Source organism: Pseudomonas rhizoryzae (assembly GCF_005250615.1).
In the GTDB taxonomy this organism is placed as follows: Bacteria; Pseudomonadota; Gammaproteobacteria; order Pseudomonadales; family Pseudomonadaceae; genus Chryseomonas; species Chryseomonas rhizoryzae.
Genome location: NZ_SULM01000001.1, coordinates 20,097 through 33,354 on the forward strand (window position 1 = coordinate 20,097; position 13,258 = coordinate 33,354).

A 13,258-nucleotide genomic window follows, 5' to 3' on the forward strand; every position below is an offset into this window, starting at 1 on the left:
CGCCGGGTTGGTCTCAGACCCGGGCCGCGGTAACGGCAGCCGAGCCCCAGGTGGTGCGCCAGCGGCGCTTGACGCTCAGCAGGCCGAACCAGGCGAGGATGCCCAGGGCGGCGAACAGCCAGAGACCGAGCTGATAGTCACCGGTGGCTTGCTTGACCGCGCCCAGGCCGGCGGTGAGGGCGAAGCCACCGATGCCGCCGGCCATGCCGATCAGGCCGGTCATGACGCCGATTTCCTTGCGGAAGCGCTGCGGCACCAACTGGAACACCGAGCCGTTGCCGGCGCCCAGGCTGAGCATGGCGACCACGAACAGCGCCAGGGCGGCCATCGCGCTGGGCAGGTGGAAGCCCACGGCGGCAATGCAGATGGCGGCCACGGTGTACATGCCGAGCAGGGCACGGATACCGCCGATACGGTCGGCCAGGGCACCGCCCAGGGGGCGCATCAGGCTGCCACCGAACACGCAGGCGGCGGTGTAGTAACCAGCGGTCACCGGGTCCAGGCCGTACTGGTCGTGGAAGTAGCCGGGCAGGGTACTGGCCAGGCCCAGGAAGCCGCCGAAGGTCACGCTATAGAAGAACATGAACCACCAGCTGTCACGGTCGCCCAGGGCCCGGGCATAGTCCGCCAGCTTCTTGGGCGCAGGACGCTCCGGCGCGTTGCGGGCGCAGAGCAGGAAGACCGCCAAGGTCAGCACCAACGGGATCAGCGCAAAGCCGAACACGTTGGTCCAGCCGAAGGCCTTGGCCAGCGCCGGGGCGAAGAGGGCGGCGAATACTGTGCCCGAGTTGCCGGCGCCGGCGATGCCCAGGGCCTTGCCCTGATGCTGGGGCGGATACCACTGGGAGGCCAGCGGCAGGGCTACGGCGAAGGAGGCACCGGCGAAACCGAGGAACAGACCCAGCAGCAGGGTCTGCTCGTAGCTGTGCACCCCGAACTTCCAGGCGACCAGCAGGGCCAGGATCACCACCACCTGGCCGATGATGCCCGCGGTCTTGGGCGACAGCCGATCGGCGACGAAGCCGAGGATCAGGCGCAGCACCGCGCCGGCCAGGATGGGGGTGGCGACCATCATGCTGCGCTGCTGGGTAGTCAACTGCAGGTCGGTGGCGATCTGCACCGCCATCGGGCCGAGCACGTACCAGACCATGAAGCTCAGGTCGAAATAGAGAAAGGCGGCGAACAGGGTCGGCGCATGGCCGGCTTTCCAGAAACTGGGACTCATGGGGCACCTCGGGCACGTCACGGACATAAAAAAGCGCCAGTCACCATGCCCGTTGCCGGGAGATGAACTGACGCCTTTGTCGGTTGGGGTGACCGCCGTTGGCCACCGCTGCCCAAGGCATTGCAAGAGCGACGCCAAGTCGGCCAAGCCCGCTATTGACCGTCCTTGAGGGCATCGCGGCGGCTAATCTGAGCCAGCTGCTGCACAATGATCGGGCGCTGTTGCCGAGAGTTGCCCTCTATTGGCGCTTCATAGGCCTATAGGAACGGGCGGTTGTTACCAAGCCTGAGGCGCGGTGATTGAGCAGAAGCATGCCGACGCTTATGGAAACTAACGCCTGCTCGGATAGCTCCCTCTCCCTTTGGGAGAGGGTTGGGGTGAGGGCGCGCGTCTCCGCAGGTTCCCAGTGGAAAAGGCTACGCCGTTTTCCACGCTACGGCGCTGCTCCTGCTTATCGCGGCCATGGCGGTCCGCCGATACGGCTGCTCCTACAAAAGCATCACTCGCTGTAGGAACGGCCCATGGCCGCGATCATAGGCTTGCTGCTACTTCGCGTACTTGCTCTGCAGCGCCTTGGCTTCCTGCAGGTGGTGCTCCAGGGTCGGCAGGGTCTTCTGGGCGAAGGCCTTCAATTCGGCGTCATCGCCGGTCTGGGCTTCGGTACGGAAGATGGCGATGGTCTGCTCGTGGGCCATGACCTGGTTGTTGGCATAGGAGCGGTCGAAGGAGTCGTCACGCACCTGCAGGATCATGGCCTTGGCCTTGTCCATCAGCTCGGCGTCGCTGGAGACTTCCAGCTTCTTCTGCTGGGCCAGGCTCTTCAATTGCTCGTTGGCCTTGGTGTGGTCGTCGATCATCTGCTGGGCGAAACTCTTGATGTCCTGCGACTGGCTCTTGTCCAGCGCCAGCTTACCCGCCTCGATCTCGGCGATGCCCTTGGCCGAGGCGTCGTCGACGAATTGGGCGGGGGAGAGCTTGTCGGCGGCCTGGGCCAGACCGGCACCGGCGGCCAGCAGGATGGCGAGGGACAGACTGGAAGCTTTCTTCAGCATGGGCGTCATGAGGGTGCTCCTGAATTTCTAGGCAGAATGAGAAGGGGGCCCCTGAGGGTGGCCGCCCTGCAAATGGGACCTGCCTAAAAAGTCATACGTTCCCTTTGAAGGTCCCTGGAAGTCACGTCAGCCGCGGCTTACGCTTGAGCGAAACGCTTCATAGGCGTCGAAATCGAAGCGCGTCGCCGAGACGATCTGGCTCTGTTTCAAGGTCAGGTAGATGTCCTTGCCCTTGTCCGCGTAATGGGTGGTGAAGGTCACCCAGAGTTTGTCCTTGTCGCGGTAGCCGCTCATGATCGGCTTGATGCAGACGTCCTGGTCGGCGCCTTCCGTCTCGCTCGGCTCACCCAGGGTGGTGATGCGGCCGACGTACACCTTGCGCTCCTCCAGGGTCAGCATCAGCGTTTCCTTGTTGATGGAGGCGGTCATCAGCAGATCGTCCAGCGGGCTGTCCTTGAGGATGCCGGCAAGGATGAAGGTGCGGTAATTCTCTTCGGTCAGGCCGTACTTGCGCTGGATGGTGAAGCGCGCCAGTGCGGCCCAGGCGCTGGGAATGAGCAGCGCGGTCACCGTCACCAGCAGGATCCAGGCGGCTTGCAGCGGATCGTCCAGTGTCCCGGTCCGCCGTAGCAACTCGGCCAGGCCGGCGAAGTAATCGAGCGAGAACGTCAGGCCGCCCAGCGACCAGGCGCGAGTCTGCAGGAGCTGGGCGATGCCCAGGTACAGGATCACGGCCAACAGGGTGCAGAACAGTCCAAAGCGAGCGCTCTGCAGATAGAGGTATTGGCCTTCGTAGCGATGCAGGCGATAGAAGTACAGCGGGTGCTTGTGACAGACGAGAAAGCCACTGACCAGGATCGGCAGGAGCAGCAGCAGGAACATCAGCTGTTGATGAGCCGCCGGGCGCGGTCAAGGTCTTCCTTGAATTCGGGGGAGTCGAAGACTTCCGCCGGATCGATGCGCACCGTGCCGCGACCGACCACGCGCATGGACTTGTAGGAATTGTTGATGCTCGCGGCCAGCTTGAGCTCGTCCGCGGAGGGCGATTTGAGCAGGTTGAACAGGCCTTTCAGCATGGCGGTGCCCTGGAGACGATTAGTCTGCTTATAGCCTGCGCATCGGGTCGTGGCAAGCGCCAGCCGCGCCGCCGGTCGGCGGCACGGTGGCGCCCTTCCTCACCTCAGGCGGGCTCGACGCCGGACTTGCGCGCCGCGGTGCGGGGCAGCAGGCCATCGGCGCGGAACATCTGCTTGATGCCGCGCACCGCCTGGCGGATGCGGTCCTGGTTCTCGATCAGGGCGAAACGCACATGGTCATCGCCATAGTCGCCGAAGCCCAGGCCGGGCGAGACGCAGACCTTGGCCTCGGCCAAGAGCTTCTTGGCGAATTCCAGCGAACCCAGGTGCGCATAGGGCTCGGGAATCTTGGCCCAGACGTACATGGACGCCTTGGGATTCTCCACCATCCAACCGGCTTCGTGCAGGCCGCGCACCAGGACGTCACGGCGCTGCTGGTACTGCAGGGCGATGTCGCGCACGCACTGCTGGTCACCTTCGAGGGCGGCGATGGCGGCCACCTGCAGCGGAGTGAAGGTACCGTAGTCGTGATAGCTCTTGATCCGCGCCAGGGCGGCGACCAGCTCGGGGTTGCCGACCATGAAGCCGATCCGCCAGCCGGCCATGTTGTAGCTCTTGGACAGGGTGAAGAACTCCACCGCGATGTCCTTGGCGCCGGGCACCTGCATGATGGAGGGCGCCTGCCAGCCGTCGAAGACGATGTCGGCATAGGCCAGGTCGTGCACCACCAGCACGTTGTAGCGCTTGGCCAGTTCCACCACGCGCTCGAAGAAATCCAGCTCCACGCACTGGGCGGTGGGGTTGGAGGGGAAGCCGAGGATCATCATCTTCGGCTTGGGAATGCTCTCGCGGATGGCCCGCTCCAGCTCGGCGAAGAAGTCCATGCCCTGCACCAGGGGCACCGAACGCACCTGGGCACCGGCGATCACCGCACCGTAGATATGGATGGGATAGCTCGGATTGGGCACCAGCACGGTATCGCCGGCATCCAGGGTGGCCAGCATCAGGTGCGCGAGGCCTTCCTTGGAGCCGATGGTGACGATGGCTTCGCTGTCGGCATCGATCTCCACCTGGTAGCGGTCGCGATACCAGTGGGAGATGGCACGGCGCAGCCGGGGAATGCCCTTGGAGCTGGAGTAACCGTGGGTGTCTTCGCGCTGCGCGACCTGGCAGAGCTTCTCGACGATGTGCGGCGGGGTCGCTCCGTCGGGGTTGCCCATGGACAGGTCGATGATGTCCTCGCCACGCCGGCGAGCGGCCATCTTGAGTTCGGCGGTGATGTTGAAGACGTAGGGGGGCAGGCGATCGATGCGCGCAAAGCGGCGCACGGGACTGGAATCAGTCATGCGTTCCTCGAAGTACGTAAGCGCCCGGAACCGTCCGAGCGACGTGGGTCACAGGAGGTGACCTGCAGCGGACATTAGCCGCAGGTCGCTGCGCTTGTCGAGCCCTTTGTCACGTCGAGACGCACCAGGGGGCGCAGGGCTTCCAGGCGGGCATCGATCAGCGGTGTGAGCAGGGCGTAGCAGGCCTCCGGGGTAAGCCTGATGAGCGGCGCCTCCAGCAGTTCGTTGCGCAGTCTTTCCAGGGTCTGGACCAGTGCGGGTTCGACCGGGCCATTATGCAGTTGCTCGCAGAGGTATTTCAGGCGCACCTGTAATTCCAGGGGGCAACGCGGATGGCGTGCCGCCCGTACGCCAAGGCCACGGATCAGCCCCAGGTTCTCGATGGCTTGGCAGCGTTCCACCAGGGATGGTCGGGTGGGATGCAGCGACCGCAGGCGTAACTCCAACAGTCGCCAGCGTTGCAGCAGGGCTTCGATCAACTGGCAGTGGGCCTCCAGGTTGGCGGGCGCCTGACGCACCTCCTGCCAGCAGCGGTATTGCGCTTCATCGGCCCATTGCTGCCACAGCGGCTCCAGTCGCTGCTGCAGGGCCGTGCGGCGCTGCTGCGCCTCATGGCTGTCCTGGCCGCCGAGTCCACGGTGTTGCTGGATGCCCTGCAGCAGGTCGAGTCCCACCTGCAGGCCCAGGATGAGTTCCTGGCTGGAGTCCTGGGTTCGGCGGCGCTCCAGGCGATTCCAACCGACCACCAGGATAGCGGACAGCGTGGCGGCGATGAGCAGGGTGGCTAACAGGGTCATGGCGTCACTCCTCCGGTCAGCCTGCGCAGATAGTCGGTGAGCTCGTGCAGGGCTTCGCGCTGTTCGGCATAGGCCTGGGCGCCGAGGTGCAACTGCTGCAATTGTTCGCTCAAGGCGTGATTGGCCTGGCCGTGTTCGGCCAGGGCCTGGCGCATCTGGCCGAGTTGCTCAAGATTGCTCTGACTGCGTTGAGCGATGGCGTCCAGCTCGCCGGCCAGACGCCCGCAACGGCTCTGCTCGTGGCCGAGCAGGCCGTCGTGTTCGCCGACTTGGCTGGCGACCTGGCGGATCGCGGTCACGATGGTGCCGGTAACCTCGGTGATACTGCGGGTCGCCTGATCGGTAGCCTGGGCGAGATGGCGTACTTCCTCGGCGACCACGGCGAATCCCCGGCCCTGTTCGCCGGCTCGCGCTGCCTCGATCGAGGCGTTCAGCGCCAGTAGCTGGGTTTGTCGCGCCAGCTGCTGAATGGCTACCACGGCCTGCTCCACGTGTTGGGTACCGCTGAGCAGGGTGTTCACCGTGGTCGAGGTGGCATCCAGGCTATGCCGGATGGAGGCCATGCCTTCGCCCAGTTGGCAGGCGCTGGCATGGCCAGCGAGGCTCTGCCCGTGGCTGTCGGCGAAGGCCTCGCCCGCGGCGTCGGCCAGGGAGCTGATGCTGGCCAGGGTGCGTTCGATTTCCTCGGCTGCCGCGGCGATCATGGCGATGCCGCGCTCCTGGGCATCGCCCTGCTGGCGGGACTGCGCGCTCAACTGCGCCAGGGCCTGGCCGGTATAGGCCGTTTCGCTGCGAATGCGTTCGCTGCGCTCCAGTCGTTCGGCGGCGGCGACCAGCAGGCTGGCGGGATCGACGTCGGCCGGTGTCTCCAGCAGCCGGGCGAGTTCGGCATGCCAAAACAGGTGCTGCCGGTGGCGCTGGTTCAGTGCCAGTTGGCAACGCCAGGCCAACAGCAACAATAGACCGAGGATGCCGACTGCCGCGAAGGCCTGACCATTGGCGGCCAGCAGGGTGGCCAGGATTGCCAGCAGGACGCCACCCACCAGTCCCAGTCCAAGACTTGAGGATGGACCTGGCAACGGCGTGGAGTGGCGTGTGACCGATGAGCGTGAAGCACTAGCGAGGGATGATGCGGCCATGACGACTCCAACAGGCGCGGTATCCGTGGGCGGCCACGCCAGAGCGGTTGGCCGGGCTGATCATCCCCAAGCAATAGCTTTGCCAGAGCGTGGCAGGCCGCATTGGCCCAGGCTGCGGGTGGCGGGCCTTGGCCTTCGTTGCACCGGCTTCGCTCACTCGCCCCAGGGCGGGGCGCTGCGTCGCTCGGCCCAGCGATTTTCACCGGGCAATCGTGCAGTCGTCACGACGGCGAGCGGTTCTTTTGAGTTCGGCAGTGAGTTTGCAGGCGCAGGAAGCGACGGATAGAGGCGCGCCGGGCGGCGCCTGGGACTGGCAGCGGTCGAGTGACGTACGCCAGCGCCCACACCCTTTCGGGCGATCCGGGACAGGGTAGGTGAGCGGCGGCTTACCGCAATCGTAAGCCGCTATGCTTGTCGAGGAAAAATTGCGTGAAGCACTCGGCTCTTGCAGAGCGCCCCGGGAATCATCAGAGCGAGTTGTCGCCTTGCAGCACGGCCACTTCCAGGCGTGCCTGCTGACGGGCCTTGTCCTGGTGCTCCTGGATCATGCCAGGGATCAGGAAGGCATCGACCAGGCACCAGATGCCGGTCACGATCCAGGGGATGAAGAGGGTGAACCAACCGATCAGCCAGAGCACCAGCATGGCTACGCCGGATCCGGTGCGACCGAGGTAGAAGCGATGACCGCCGAGCATGCCGAGGAAGAACCAGATGGCATAGGTGGCGCCGGTGGATTTGCGCGCGTTGGCGACCTTTTGTTCGACCAGCATTTCGGATTGCAGTGAGCTCATGGGCATAAGTCCTTTTGGTTGAGCGAGTCCGTGGAAGACCAATTTTGGCATTCTTTTTCCACGCCTTCCACGCGCCCGAACCGGCATCCCTGCCGGTAGCACCTGAGGTTCAGATCACTGGTCGCTCAGCGCTGATGAATGGCATCCAGCAGATCCAGCCGTTGCCACTGCGCAGGCGGCGGATCCAGGCCCAGTTCGGCAACGCCGTGGGGCTCGGCCAGGCGTTTCCGCGCGGTGGTGGCGTCGAGCGTCGGGGCCAAGGCCTGGGCCAGCACAGGAGCCTTCTCGGGGACCTGGACCGGCTGGGTGGCGGAGCCGGCAGCCGGCAGGCCGTAGGTCAGGGTGTAGTGGTTGAAGGCGAAGGCCGCGGGGCTGTTCCAGGGGTCCTGTTCGGCGGCGGTGCCCGCCGCGCACTGGGCCAGCGCTACGCCGCAGGCCTTGGTCAGGGCGCTGCGCAACTGCTCGCGGGCCTCGTCGAACAGGCGGCGGTAGGCCGGGTCGGCGAGGTAGTGGGCGACGTTGTAGCGAGCGATCATGCGCCCGCCGATCACGTCCAGCGGATAGTGCACGCCGAGTACCTGCCTGGAGTAACCGTAGCCGGCACCGCGGGCGAGCAGGGCCGGGGCGCGTTCGGGCAGCATGGCGGCCAGCAGCAGGGTGTCGGTATAGCCCACGGTGCTATGGCCGCTGGGGAAGGCGCCGGCCGCGGCGGTATAGGCTTGGCCGTCACCCACCACCACGCGATCCATCACCAGGGTCACCGGTTTTTCCGGGCGCAGGAAGGGGCGCGGGTAATCGAAGTACTTCTTGGCGGGTGCGGTACTCACCTCCGAGGCCTTGATCAGGGCGGCGGCCTTGCCCAGTTCGCCACGCTCGTAGGCGTCGAGGAAGGCCTGGCCCAGGCGCGGCCCCAGGGCATCGGCGGTGAAGTAGAGGAAGGCGATGCCATCGGCGTCGAGCAGGGCACGATCCTGCAGCGCCGGCGAGGCCTGGTGATTGATCCGGGCGACGGTGGCGGTGCTGGCCGCCAACAGGCTGGCCGGCAGGGTGCGGAAGCCTTCGAGGAGTTGAAGGTCGGCCTGTTGCAGTTTTTCCTTGGCGAAGTCGTAGCCCTGGGCGTTCAGCCAGGCTTCGTCGGCCAGGGGCGCGCCCTGGTGGACGTGCGCGATGCCGCTCTGGTCGAACGGCTGGGCGGCTTGACGCAGGCGCTGCACCAGCAACTCGCGCTGGCGCCGCTCCAACTGGGCGAAGGCAGGTTGCTTGCCCGCCTGTTCCAGGCGGGTGAGAAAGGCCTGGGGTTCCGCGCTGGTCGCCTGGGCCAGAGGCGTAAGCAGCAGAAAGGCGAAGGCGATACCGGCAGGGGCTAGACGCATGGCAGACCTCTCGGGTGGGTAGATCGCCAGTGTCTAGTGCCAGGGTTGCGGGATTGTTACAAAATATTTCAGCCCAGTAGTTCGCTCATGGCGATGATCTGGTCGGCCACCTGGATCAGCTTCTGTTGCTTGCTCATGGCCTGGCGCCGCATCAGGGTGTAGGCCTCGTCTTCGCTGCAGCCGCGCATCTTCATCAACAGGCCCTTGGCCTGGTCGACCTTCTTGCGCTCCAGCAGTTGTTGCTCGCGGGCCTGGAGTTCGGCGCGCAGCGCCTGATCGGTTTCGAAGCGTGCGCGGGCGACATCAATGATGGCCTGCAGGCGGCTGGTCTGGATGCCCTCGACGATGTAGGCGCTCACCCCGGACTGGATGGCGCGGCGCATCACCGCCGGGTCGTGTTCGTCGGTGAACATGACGATGGGGCGGGGCAGGTCACGGTTGACCAGGCCGACCTGCTCCATAACGTCGCGGCTGGGCGACTGGGTGTCGAACAGGATGACGTCTGGCCGTAACGCCTCGATGCGCGCGGGCAGGTCGATGGTCAGGCCCGAATCTTCGATGACGTCGAAGCCCGCCTCGATCAGGGCGGCCTTGAGTCTGCCGACCTGCTTGGGGGTGTCGTCGATGAGCAGGATGCGCAAGGTCGTTCTCCCTAGTGGTCGGTGAGGGCATGGAGGGCGAAGCTGCGGGCGTAGCCGGCCGGATCGCTACCGTCCCAGGTGCGGCCATCGAGCAGGGTGCTGCTGCGCTGGGTGGCCGGTCGCTCCAGCCCCAGGCCCGCGGCAGCCTCGCTGTATAGCTCGGTGCATTGTACGGCGCGGGCGATGGCCAGGTAGTCGGGATCCTCGCGCAGCAGCCCCCAGCGGCGGAATTGGGTGAGGAACCAGAGGCCATCGGAGAGATAGGGCGGATTGACTTCGCCCTGGCGATGGAAGGCCAGGGGATGGGCATCGTCCCAGCGGTGGTCGAGTCCGTCTTCGTAGTGACCGAGGAAGCGGTTGGTGAGCAGACTCGGATCGGCGTTCACGTAGGCGGGGTCGCTGATCAGTTGCGCGGTGCTCAGGCGATTCTCCCGGTTGTCCTCGATGAAGCGGCTGGCGTCGAGCAGGGTGCGGATCAGCGCCCGGGCGGTGTTGGGATAGCGCTCGGCGAAGTCGCGGGTGCAGGTCAGCACCTTTTCCGGATGGTCTGGCCAGATGGCCTGGGTGGTGGTCAGGGTGAAGCCCTGGCCACGCGCCACGGCGGCGGCGCCCCAGGGCTCGCCCACGCAATAGCCGTCCACCCGGCCGGCGGCCAGGTGCTCGGGCATCTGCGGCGGCGGTACCAGCACGGTGCGCACGTCGTGCAGGGGATGGATGCCCTGGGCGGCCAGCCAGTAGTAGAGCCAGAAGATATGGGTGCCGGTGGGAAAGGTATGCGCTAGGGTCAGCGGCTGGGCGCCCGGTTGGCGGACCCGGGCGACGAAGGAAGCGGTGTCCTGCACGCCTTCCAGGGCCAGGCTGCGCGCCAGGTTGATGCTCTGGCCGTTCTGCGCGAGGCCCATGAGCACAGCCATGTCGGTGGCCGGAGCGCCGCCGAGACCGAGGTGGATGCCATAGACCAGGCCGTAGAGGCAATGGGCGGCATCGAGCCGCCCCCCGAGCAGGTTGTCGCGCAGCGCCGACCAGGACGGCTGGCGGTGCAGATTCAGCGTCAGACCATGGGGTTCACCGAAGCCTTGGGTCGCCGCCACGATCAGCGAAGCGGCATCGCTCAGCGGCAGAAAGCCCAGGTTGAGTTCGGGTTTTTCCGGGGCGTCGGAGCCGGCGACCCAAAGGTGCGCGGCGGACAAGGAAGGCGAGGCAGGCATGGTGTCTCCAGCAACGGACGAAGGTGCTCACGCGACCTTTCATGCACCCTTGATGGGCGTCTTTGAAATGCTACGCACCACTATGGTGACAGGGGCGCAGGCGCTACCCCACGGTCAAGGCGACTAGCTGCCGGGCCGAGGTCCGGTCAGGGGTAACGGCGCTCGATGTCGCGTGGGGTCTGCTGGAGTCGGGGCAAAACCCGCGCCAAGTCGTGGGTTCGCCCTTGAGGCCCTTACTTCTGCGGGATCAGTAGCAAGCGGTCGCGCCCATAGACGCGCTCCAGGTTCTGCGGTTGTAGCGGCAGACTCTGGTATTGGCCCCTGGCCCAGCCGTTGCCCGGGGTGCCGGCCTGGCTCGCCAGGAGCGGCTCGGTCAGGCCGAAGTCCACCACCAGGCGCAGTGCCGGGGCCAGCCAGACCTTCGAGTCGCCGCCCCAGTGGCTGGCGGTCAGATCCAGGGTGGAAACATCGCCCCCGCTGGCGGAGCCAGCCAGCCGGTGCAGCCGTCCCCACTGCCAGCTTGCTCGATCATTGCCGAGTTGCGCCACGCAACGGTCGATGGCCCCCGCCAGTGCCCGGGCGAAGACGGCGGGTTTGTTCGCCTGGAGGCCGGCATCGCCCCAGTAGGGGCTGTCGTCGCGGGCCAGCAGGTGGTCGACGACGGGGTTGTAGCCGGTATCGCTGAGGGTGGTGAAGGCACGCCAGGCTGGGCTCTCGGTACCGCCGAGCGCCTTGGCGAAGGTCTGCTCGGCCAGGACCTGGAGGAAGGCCTCATAGACCGCCGCCTCGGCGGAGCTGGCAGCCAGGCGGCCATCGAAGGCCAGCAGGCGACTCAGGGCTTCTTCCGCGGCACGGCGCTGCTCGGCGGGCAAGGCGGCGATGGCCTGGCGCAGCGGTGCGGCGAAGCCGGGAGCGGCGAGTTGCGTCTTCAGCTTGGCGGCCAGGGTGGTGGTTTGGTCCTGCTGCAGGGCGATGGCAGCATCGGCATCCATGCGCGGCGAGCGCCCCATCAGTTGCGCCAGACGCTCCAGGCGCTCGGGTCCCGACCAACTGCTGGAGAGCTGCATGCCGTAGCCACGCGGCACCACGCGCTGGTTGGCGGTGCCGAGCCAGCCCTGGGCCGGGTCCTGGTCGTAGGGGTGCAGCATGGTATCGGCATAGCCATCCCAGGCGTAGCGCTCGTCCCAGCCGGGCGCGGGCAAGACACCCAGGCCGCTGCGGCGGTTGGGGTAGCGACCGGTCACCTGCCAGCCGATGTGCTGGGCATCGGCGAACATCAGGTTCCAATCACTGGCGCGAATATCCCGCGCCAGCTCGAAGGCACGCTCCACGTCCTTGGCCCGGGAGAGATCGAAGAGGGCATCCAGGCTCTTGTCGGCTTCCAGGCGGCCGCTGCGCAGGGCCAGGCCATAGCCATCGGCTTCCGGGGCCAAGGCCAGATTCAGCAAGGGGCCGCGCGGACTGGCATAGAGGGTTTCGCGCCGGGGTTTCTCGCCGCGCACGAAGAAGGTTTCCACCCGCTGGCTGGCGGGTTGCCATTGGCCGCCGCTCTGTACCTGCAGGCGCCCGCCCTGGCGTTGCAGCCGCTCCAGATAGAGGTCCTGGCTGTCGCCCATCAGCGTCGTGCCGGCCCAGGCCAGGTTACCGTTGTAGCCATCGAGCAGCAGCGGCAGGCCGGGCAGGGTGGTGCCCACGGCCTCGAAGCGCGGGGCCCTGATGGTCACCAGGGTGAAGGGGGACTGGCCGTCGAAGGCGCTGATCTTGTCCACCCCCAGCAGGCTGCGACCGCTGCGGGTGTGATTGGGGGTGGCGGCCCAGGTGGTGCCGGTAGGACCGCCGAAGGGCGCCTGCTGCGCCAGACGCCGCTGGACCTCCAGCAGGGCCTCGAGGCCCGGTACCTGGCCGCGCAGATTCAGGCCACGTAGTTTGGCCGTCTCCTCTTCGGGCAGGGGTTCGTCCGGGTAGGTGGGCAGCAGCCAGGCCAGGCGCTCGGGGCTGACCTGGGTGGCCAGGGCCAGGGCGGCGGTTTCCTTGCGCAGGTCCACTGCCTGGGCGAAGTTCAGCAGTTCGTAGAGCAGGGCGCTGTCTTCCGGCTTCCAGTAGTCGACGCGATAGTCGTGGCCATCCAGCTCGACCCGCTCGCCCGCGCGATAGAGATAGGCATTGACGCCCCGCGCATAGACCTCGAAGAAGGTCTTCAGGCGGGGTGAGGCATTGGTATAGGCCACCTGGGCCGCCTTGCGCAGATCCACCGCCCGCATGAATCTGTCGGTATCCAGCCGGCTTGCGCCATAGGCCTCGGCCAGTCGGCCCTGGGCCAGCAGGCGCAACTCCACCATCTGCGCCAGGCGCTCGCTGGCGTGCACGTAGCCGAGGGCGAACAGGGCGTCGTGGAAGGTGGTGGTCTCGATCAGCGGCTGGCCTTCGGCGTTGCGGCGCACCGAGGCGGTCTGCGCCAGCCCGCGCAGCGGCAGGCTGCCCTTGAGTTGCAGCTGGCTGCGGGTCGGCTGCTCCTCGGCAAGGTACTGGCAACCGGCGAGGGCGGTGAGCAGGCCGAGGGTAGCGAGGCGCAGGGGCGCGCGCCGGCGAAGCGAAAGAGGCGAGACCATG

General features: G+C 66.5%; 12 protein-coding genes. All 12 read right to left on the reverse strand.

From position 1 onward, the window contains the following. Positions 1–13: 13 nt before the first annotated feature. Positions 14–1,225 carry a NarK family nitrate/nitrite MFS transporter gene (locus FAZ11_RS00105; protein ID WP_058768951.1) on the reverse strand — a complete coding sequence of 404 codons (1,212 nt, stop codon included), beginning with the start codon at positions 1,223–1,225 and terminating at the stop codon, positions 14–16. 545 nt (positions 1,226–1,770) lie between these two features. Further along, the gene (locus FAZ11_RS00110; protein WP_058773732.1) at positions 1,771–2,286 is read right to left on the reverse strand and encodes a DUF4142 domain-containing protein; all 516 of its coding nucleotides are present in this window, start codon (positions 2,284–2,286) and stop codon (positions 1,771–1,773) included. A 117-nt stretch (positions 2,287–2,403) separates the two neighbouring features. Next, on the reverse strand, positions 2,404–3,159 hold the full coding sequence (locus tag FAZ11_RS00115) for a hypothetical protein (RefSeq protein WP_137279300.1): 756 nt from the start codon (positions 3,157–3,159) through the stop codon (positions 2,404–2,406). After that, on the reverse strand, positions 3,159–3,353 hold the full coding sequence (locus FAZ11_RS00120; RefSeq protein ID WP_058761175.1) for a hypothetical protein: 195 nt from the start codon (positions 3,351–3,353) through the stop codon (positions 3,159–3,161). The genes FAZ11_RS00115 and FAZ11_RS00120 overlap by 1 nt, the downstream gene beginning before the upstream one ends. A 104-nt stretch (positions 3,354–3,457) precedes the next feature. After that, complete coding sequence (gene alaC, locus FAZ11_RS00125) at positions 3,458–4,699, reverse strand: alanine transaminase (protein ID WP_058761174.1); 1,242 nt, start codon at positions 4,697–4,699, stop codon at positions 3,458–3,460. Between the two features lie 74 nt (positions 4,700–4,773). Continuing rightward, positions 4,774–5,496: a hypothetical protein gene (locus FAZ11_RS00130; protein ID WP_058761173.1), complete on the reverse strand. Its 723-nt coding sequence runs from the start codon at positions 5,494–5,496 to the stop codon at positions 4,774–4,776. After that, a complete protein-coding gene (locus FAZ11_RS00135; protein WP_137279301.1) occupies positions 5,493–6,635 on the reverse strand; it encodes a methyl-accepting chemotaxis protein in 1,143 nt (380 codons plus the stop codon). Before FAZ11_RS00135 ends, FAZ11_RS00130 begins: the two co-directional genes overlap by 4 nt. Positions 6,636–7,102: 467 nt before the next feature. After that, a complete protein-coding gene (locus tag FAZ11_RS00140) occupies positions 7,103–7,426 on the reverse strand; it encodes a TM2 domain-containing protein (RefSeq protein ID WP_240043591.1) in 324 nt (107 codons plus the stop codon). 125 nt (positions 7,427–7,551) lie between these two features. Beyond that, a complete protein-coding gene (locus FAZ11_RS00145; protein ID WP_058782650.1) occupies positions 7,552–8,799 on the reverse strand; it encodes an acid phosphatase in 1,248 nt (415 codons plus the stop codon). Positions 8,800–8,867: 68 nt separating this feature from the next. Beyond that, complete coding sequence (locus tag FAZ11_RS00150; protein WP_058768958.1) at positions 8,868–9,440, reverse strand: ANTAR domain-containing response regulator; 573 nt, start codon at positions 9,438–9,440, stop codon at positions 8,868–8,870. A gap of 11 nt (positions 9,441–9,451) precedes the next feature. Continuing rightward, on the reverse strand, positions 9,452–10,648 hold the full coding sequence (locus FAZ11_RS00155) for a CmpA/NrtA family ABC transporter substrate-binding protein (protein ID WP_137279302.1): 1,197 nt from the start codon (positions 10,646–10,648) through the stop codon (positions 9,452–9,454). Between the two features lie 233 nt (positions 10,649–10,881). After that, positions 10,882–13,257, reverse strand: coding sequence for a penicillin acylase family protein (locus FAZ11_RS00160; protein WP_137279303.1), 2,376 nt, complete (start codon positions 13,255–13,257; stop codon positions 10,882–10,884). Position 13,258: the final 1 nt, after the last annotated feature.

What these genes read in the sequence shown, in the direction of transcription:
- FAZ11_RS00105 (WP_058768951.1), bottom strand. Translation starts at nt 1,225, where the DNA reads ATGAGTCCCAGTTTCTGGAAAGCCGGCCATGCGCCGACCCTGTTCGCC.
- FAZ11_RS00110 (WP_058773732.1), bottom strand. Translation starts at nt 2,286, where the DNA reads ATGACGCCCATGCTGAAGAAAGCTTCCAGTCTGTCCCTCGCCATCCTG.
- FAZ11_RS00115 (WP_137279300.1), bottom strand. Translation starts at nt 3,159, where the DNA reads ATGTTCCTGCTGCTGCTCCTGCCGATCCTGGTCAGTGGCTTTCTCGTC.
- FAZ11_RS00120 (WP_058761175.1), bottom strand. Translation starts at nt 3,353, where the DNA reads ATGCTGAAAGGCCTGTTCAACCTGCTCAAATCGCCCTCCGCGGACGAG.
- alaC (WP_058761174.1), bottom strand. Translation starts at nt 4,699, where the DNA reads ATGACTGATTCCAGTCCCGTGCGCCGCTTTGCGCGCATCGATCGCCTG.
- FAZ11_RS00130 (WP_058761173.1), bottom strand. Translation starts at nt 5,496, where the DNA reads ATGACCCTGTTAGCCACCCTGCTCATCGCCGCCACGCTGTCCGCTATC.
- FAZ11_RS00135 (WP_137279301.1), bottom strand. Translation starts at nt 6,635, where the DNA reads ATGGCCGCATCATCCCTCGCTAGTGCTTCACGCTCATCGGTCACACGC.
- FAZ11_RS00140 (WP_240043591.1), bottom strand. Translation starts at nt 7,426, where the DNA reads ATGAGCTCACTGCAATCCGAAATGCTGGTCGAACAAAAGGTCGCCAAC.
- FAZ11_RS00145 (WP_058782650.1), bottom strand. Translation starts at nt 8,799, where the DNA reads ATGCGTCTAGCCCCTGCCGGTATCGCCTTCGCCTTTCTGCTGCTTACG.
- FAZ11_RS00155 (WP_137279302.1), bottom strand. Translation starts at nt 10,648, where the DNA reads ATGCCTGCCTCGCCTTCCTTGTCCGCCGCGCACCTTTGGGTCGCCGGC.
- FAZ11_RS00160 (WP_137279303.1), bottom strand. Translation starts at nt 13,257, where the DNA reads ATGGTCTCGCCTCTTTCGCTTCGCCGGCGCGCGCCCCTGCGCCTCGCT.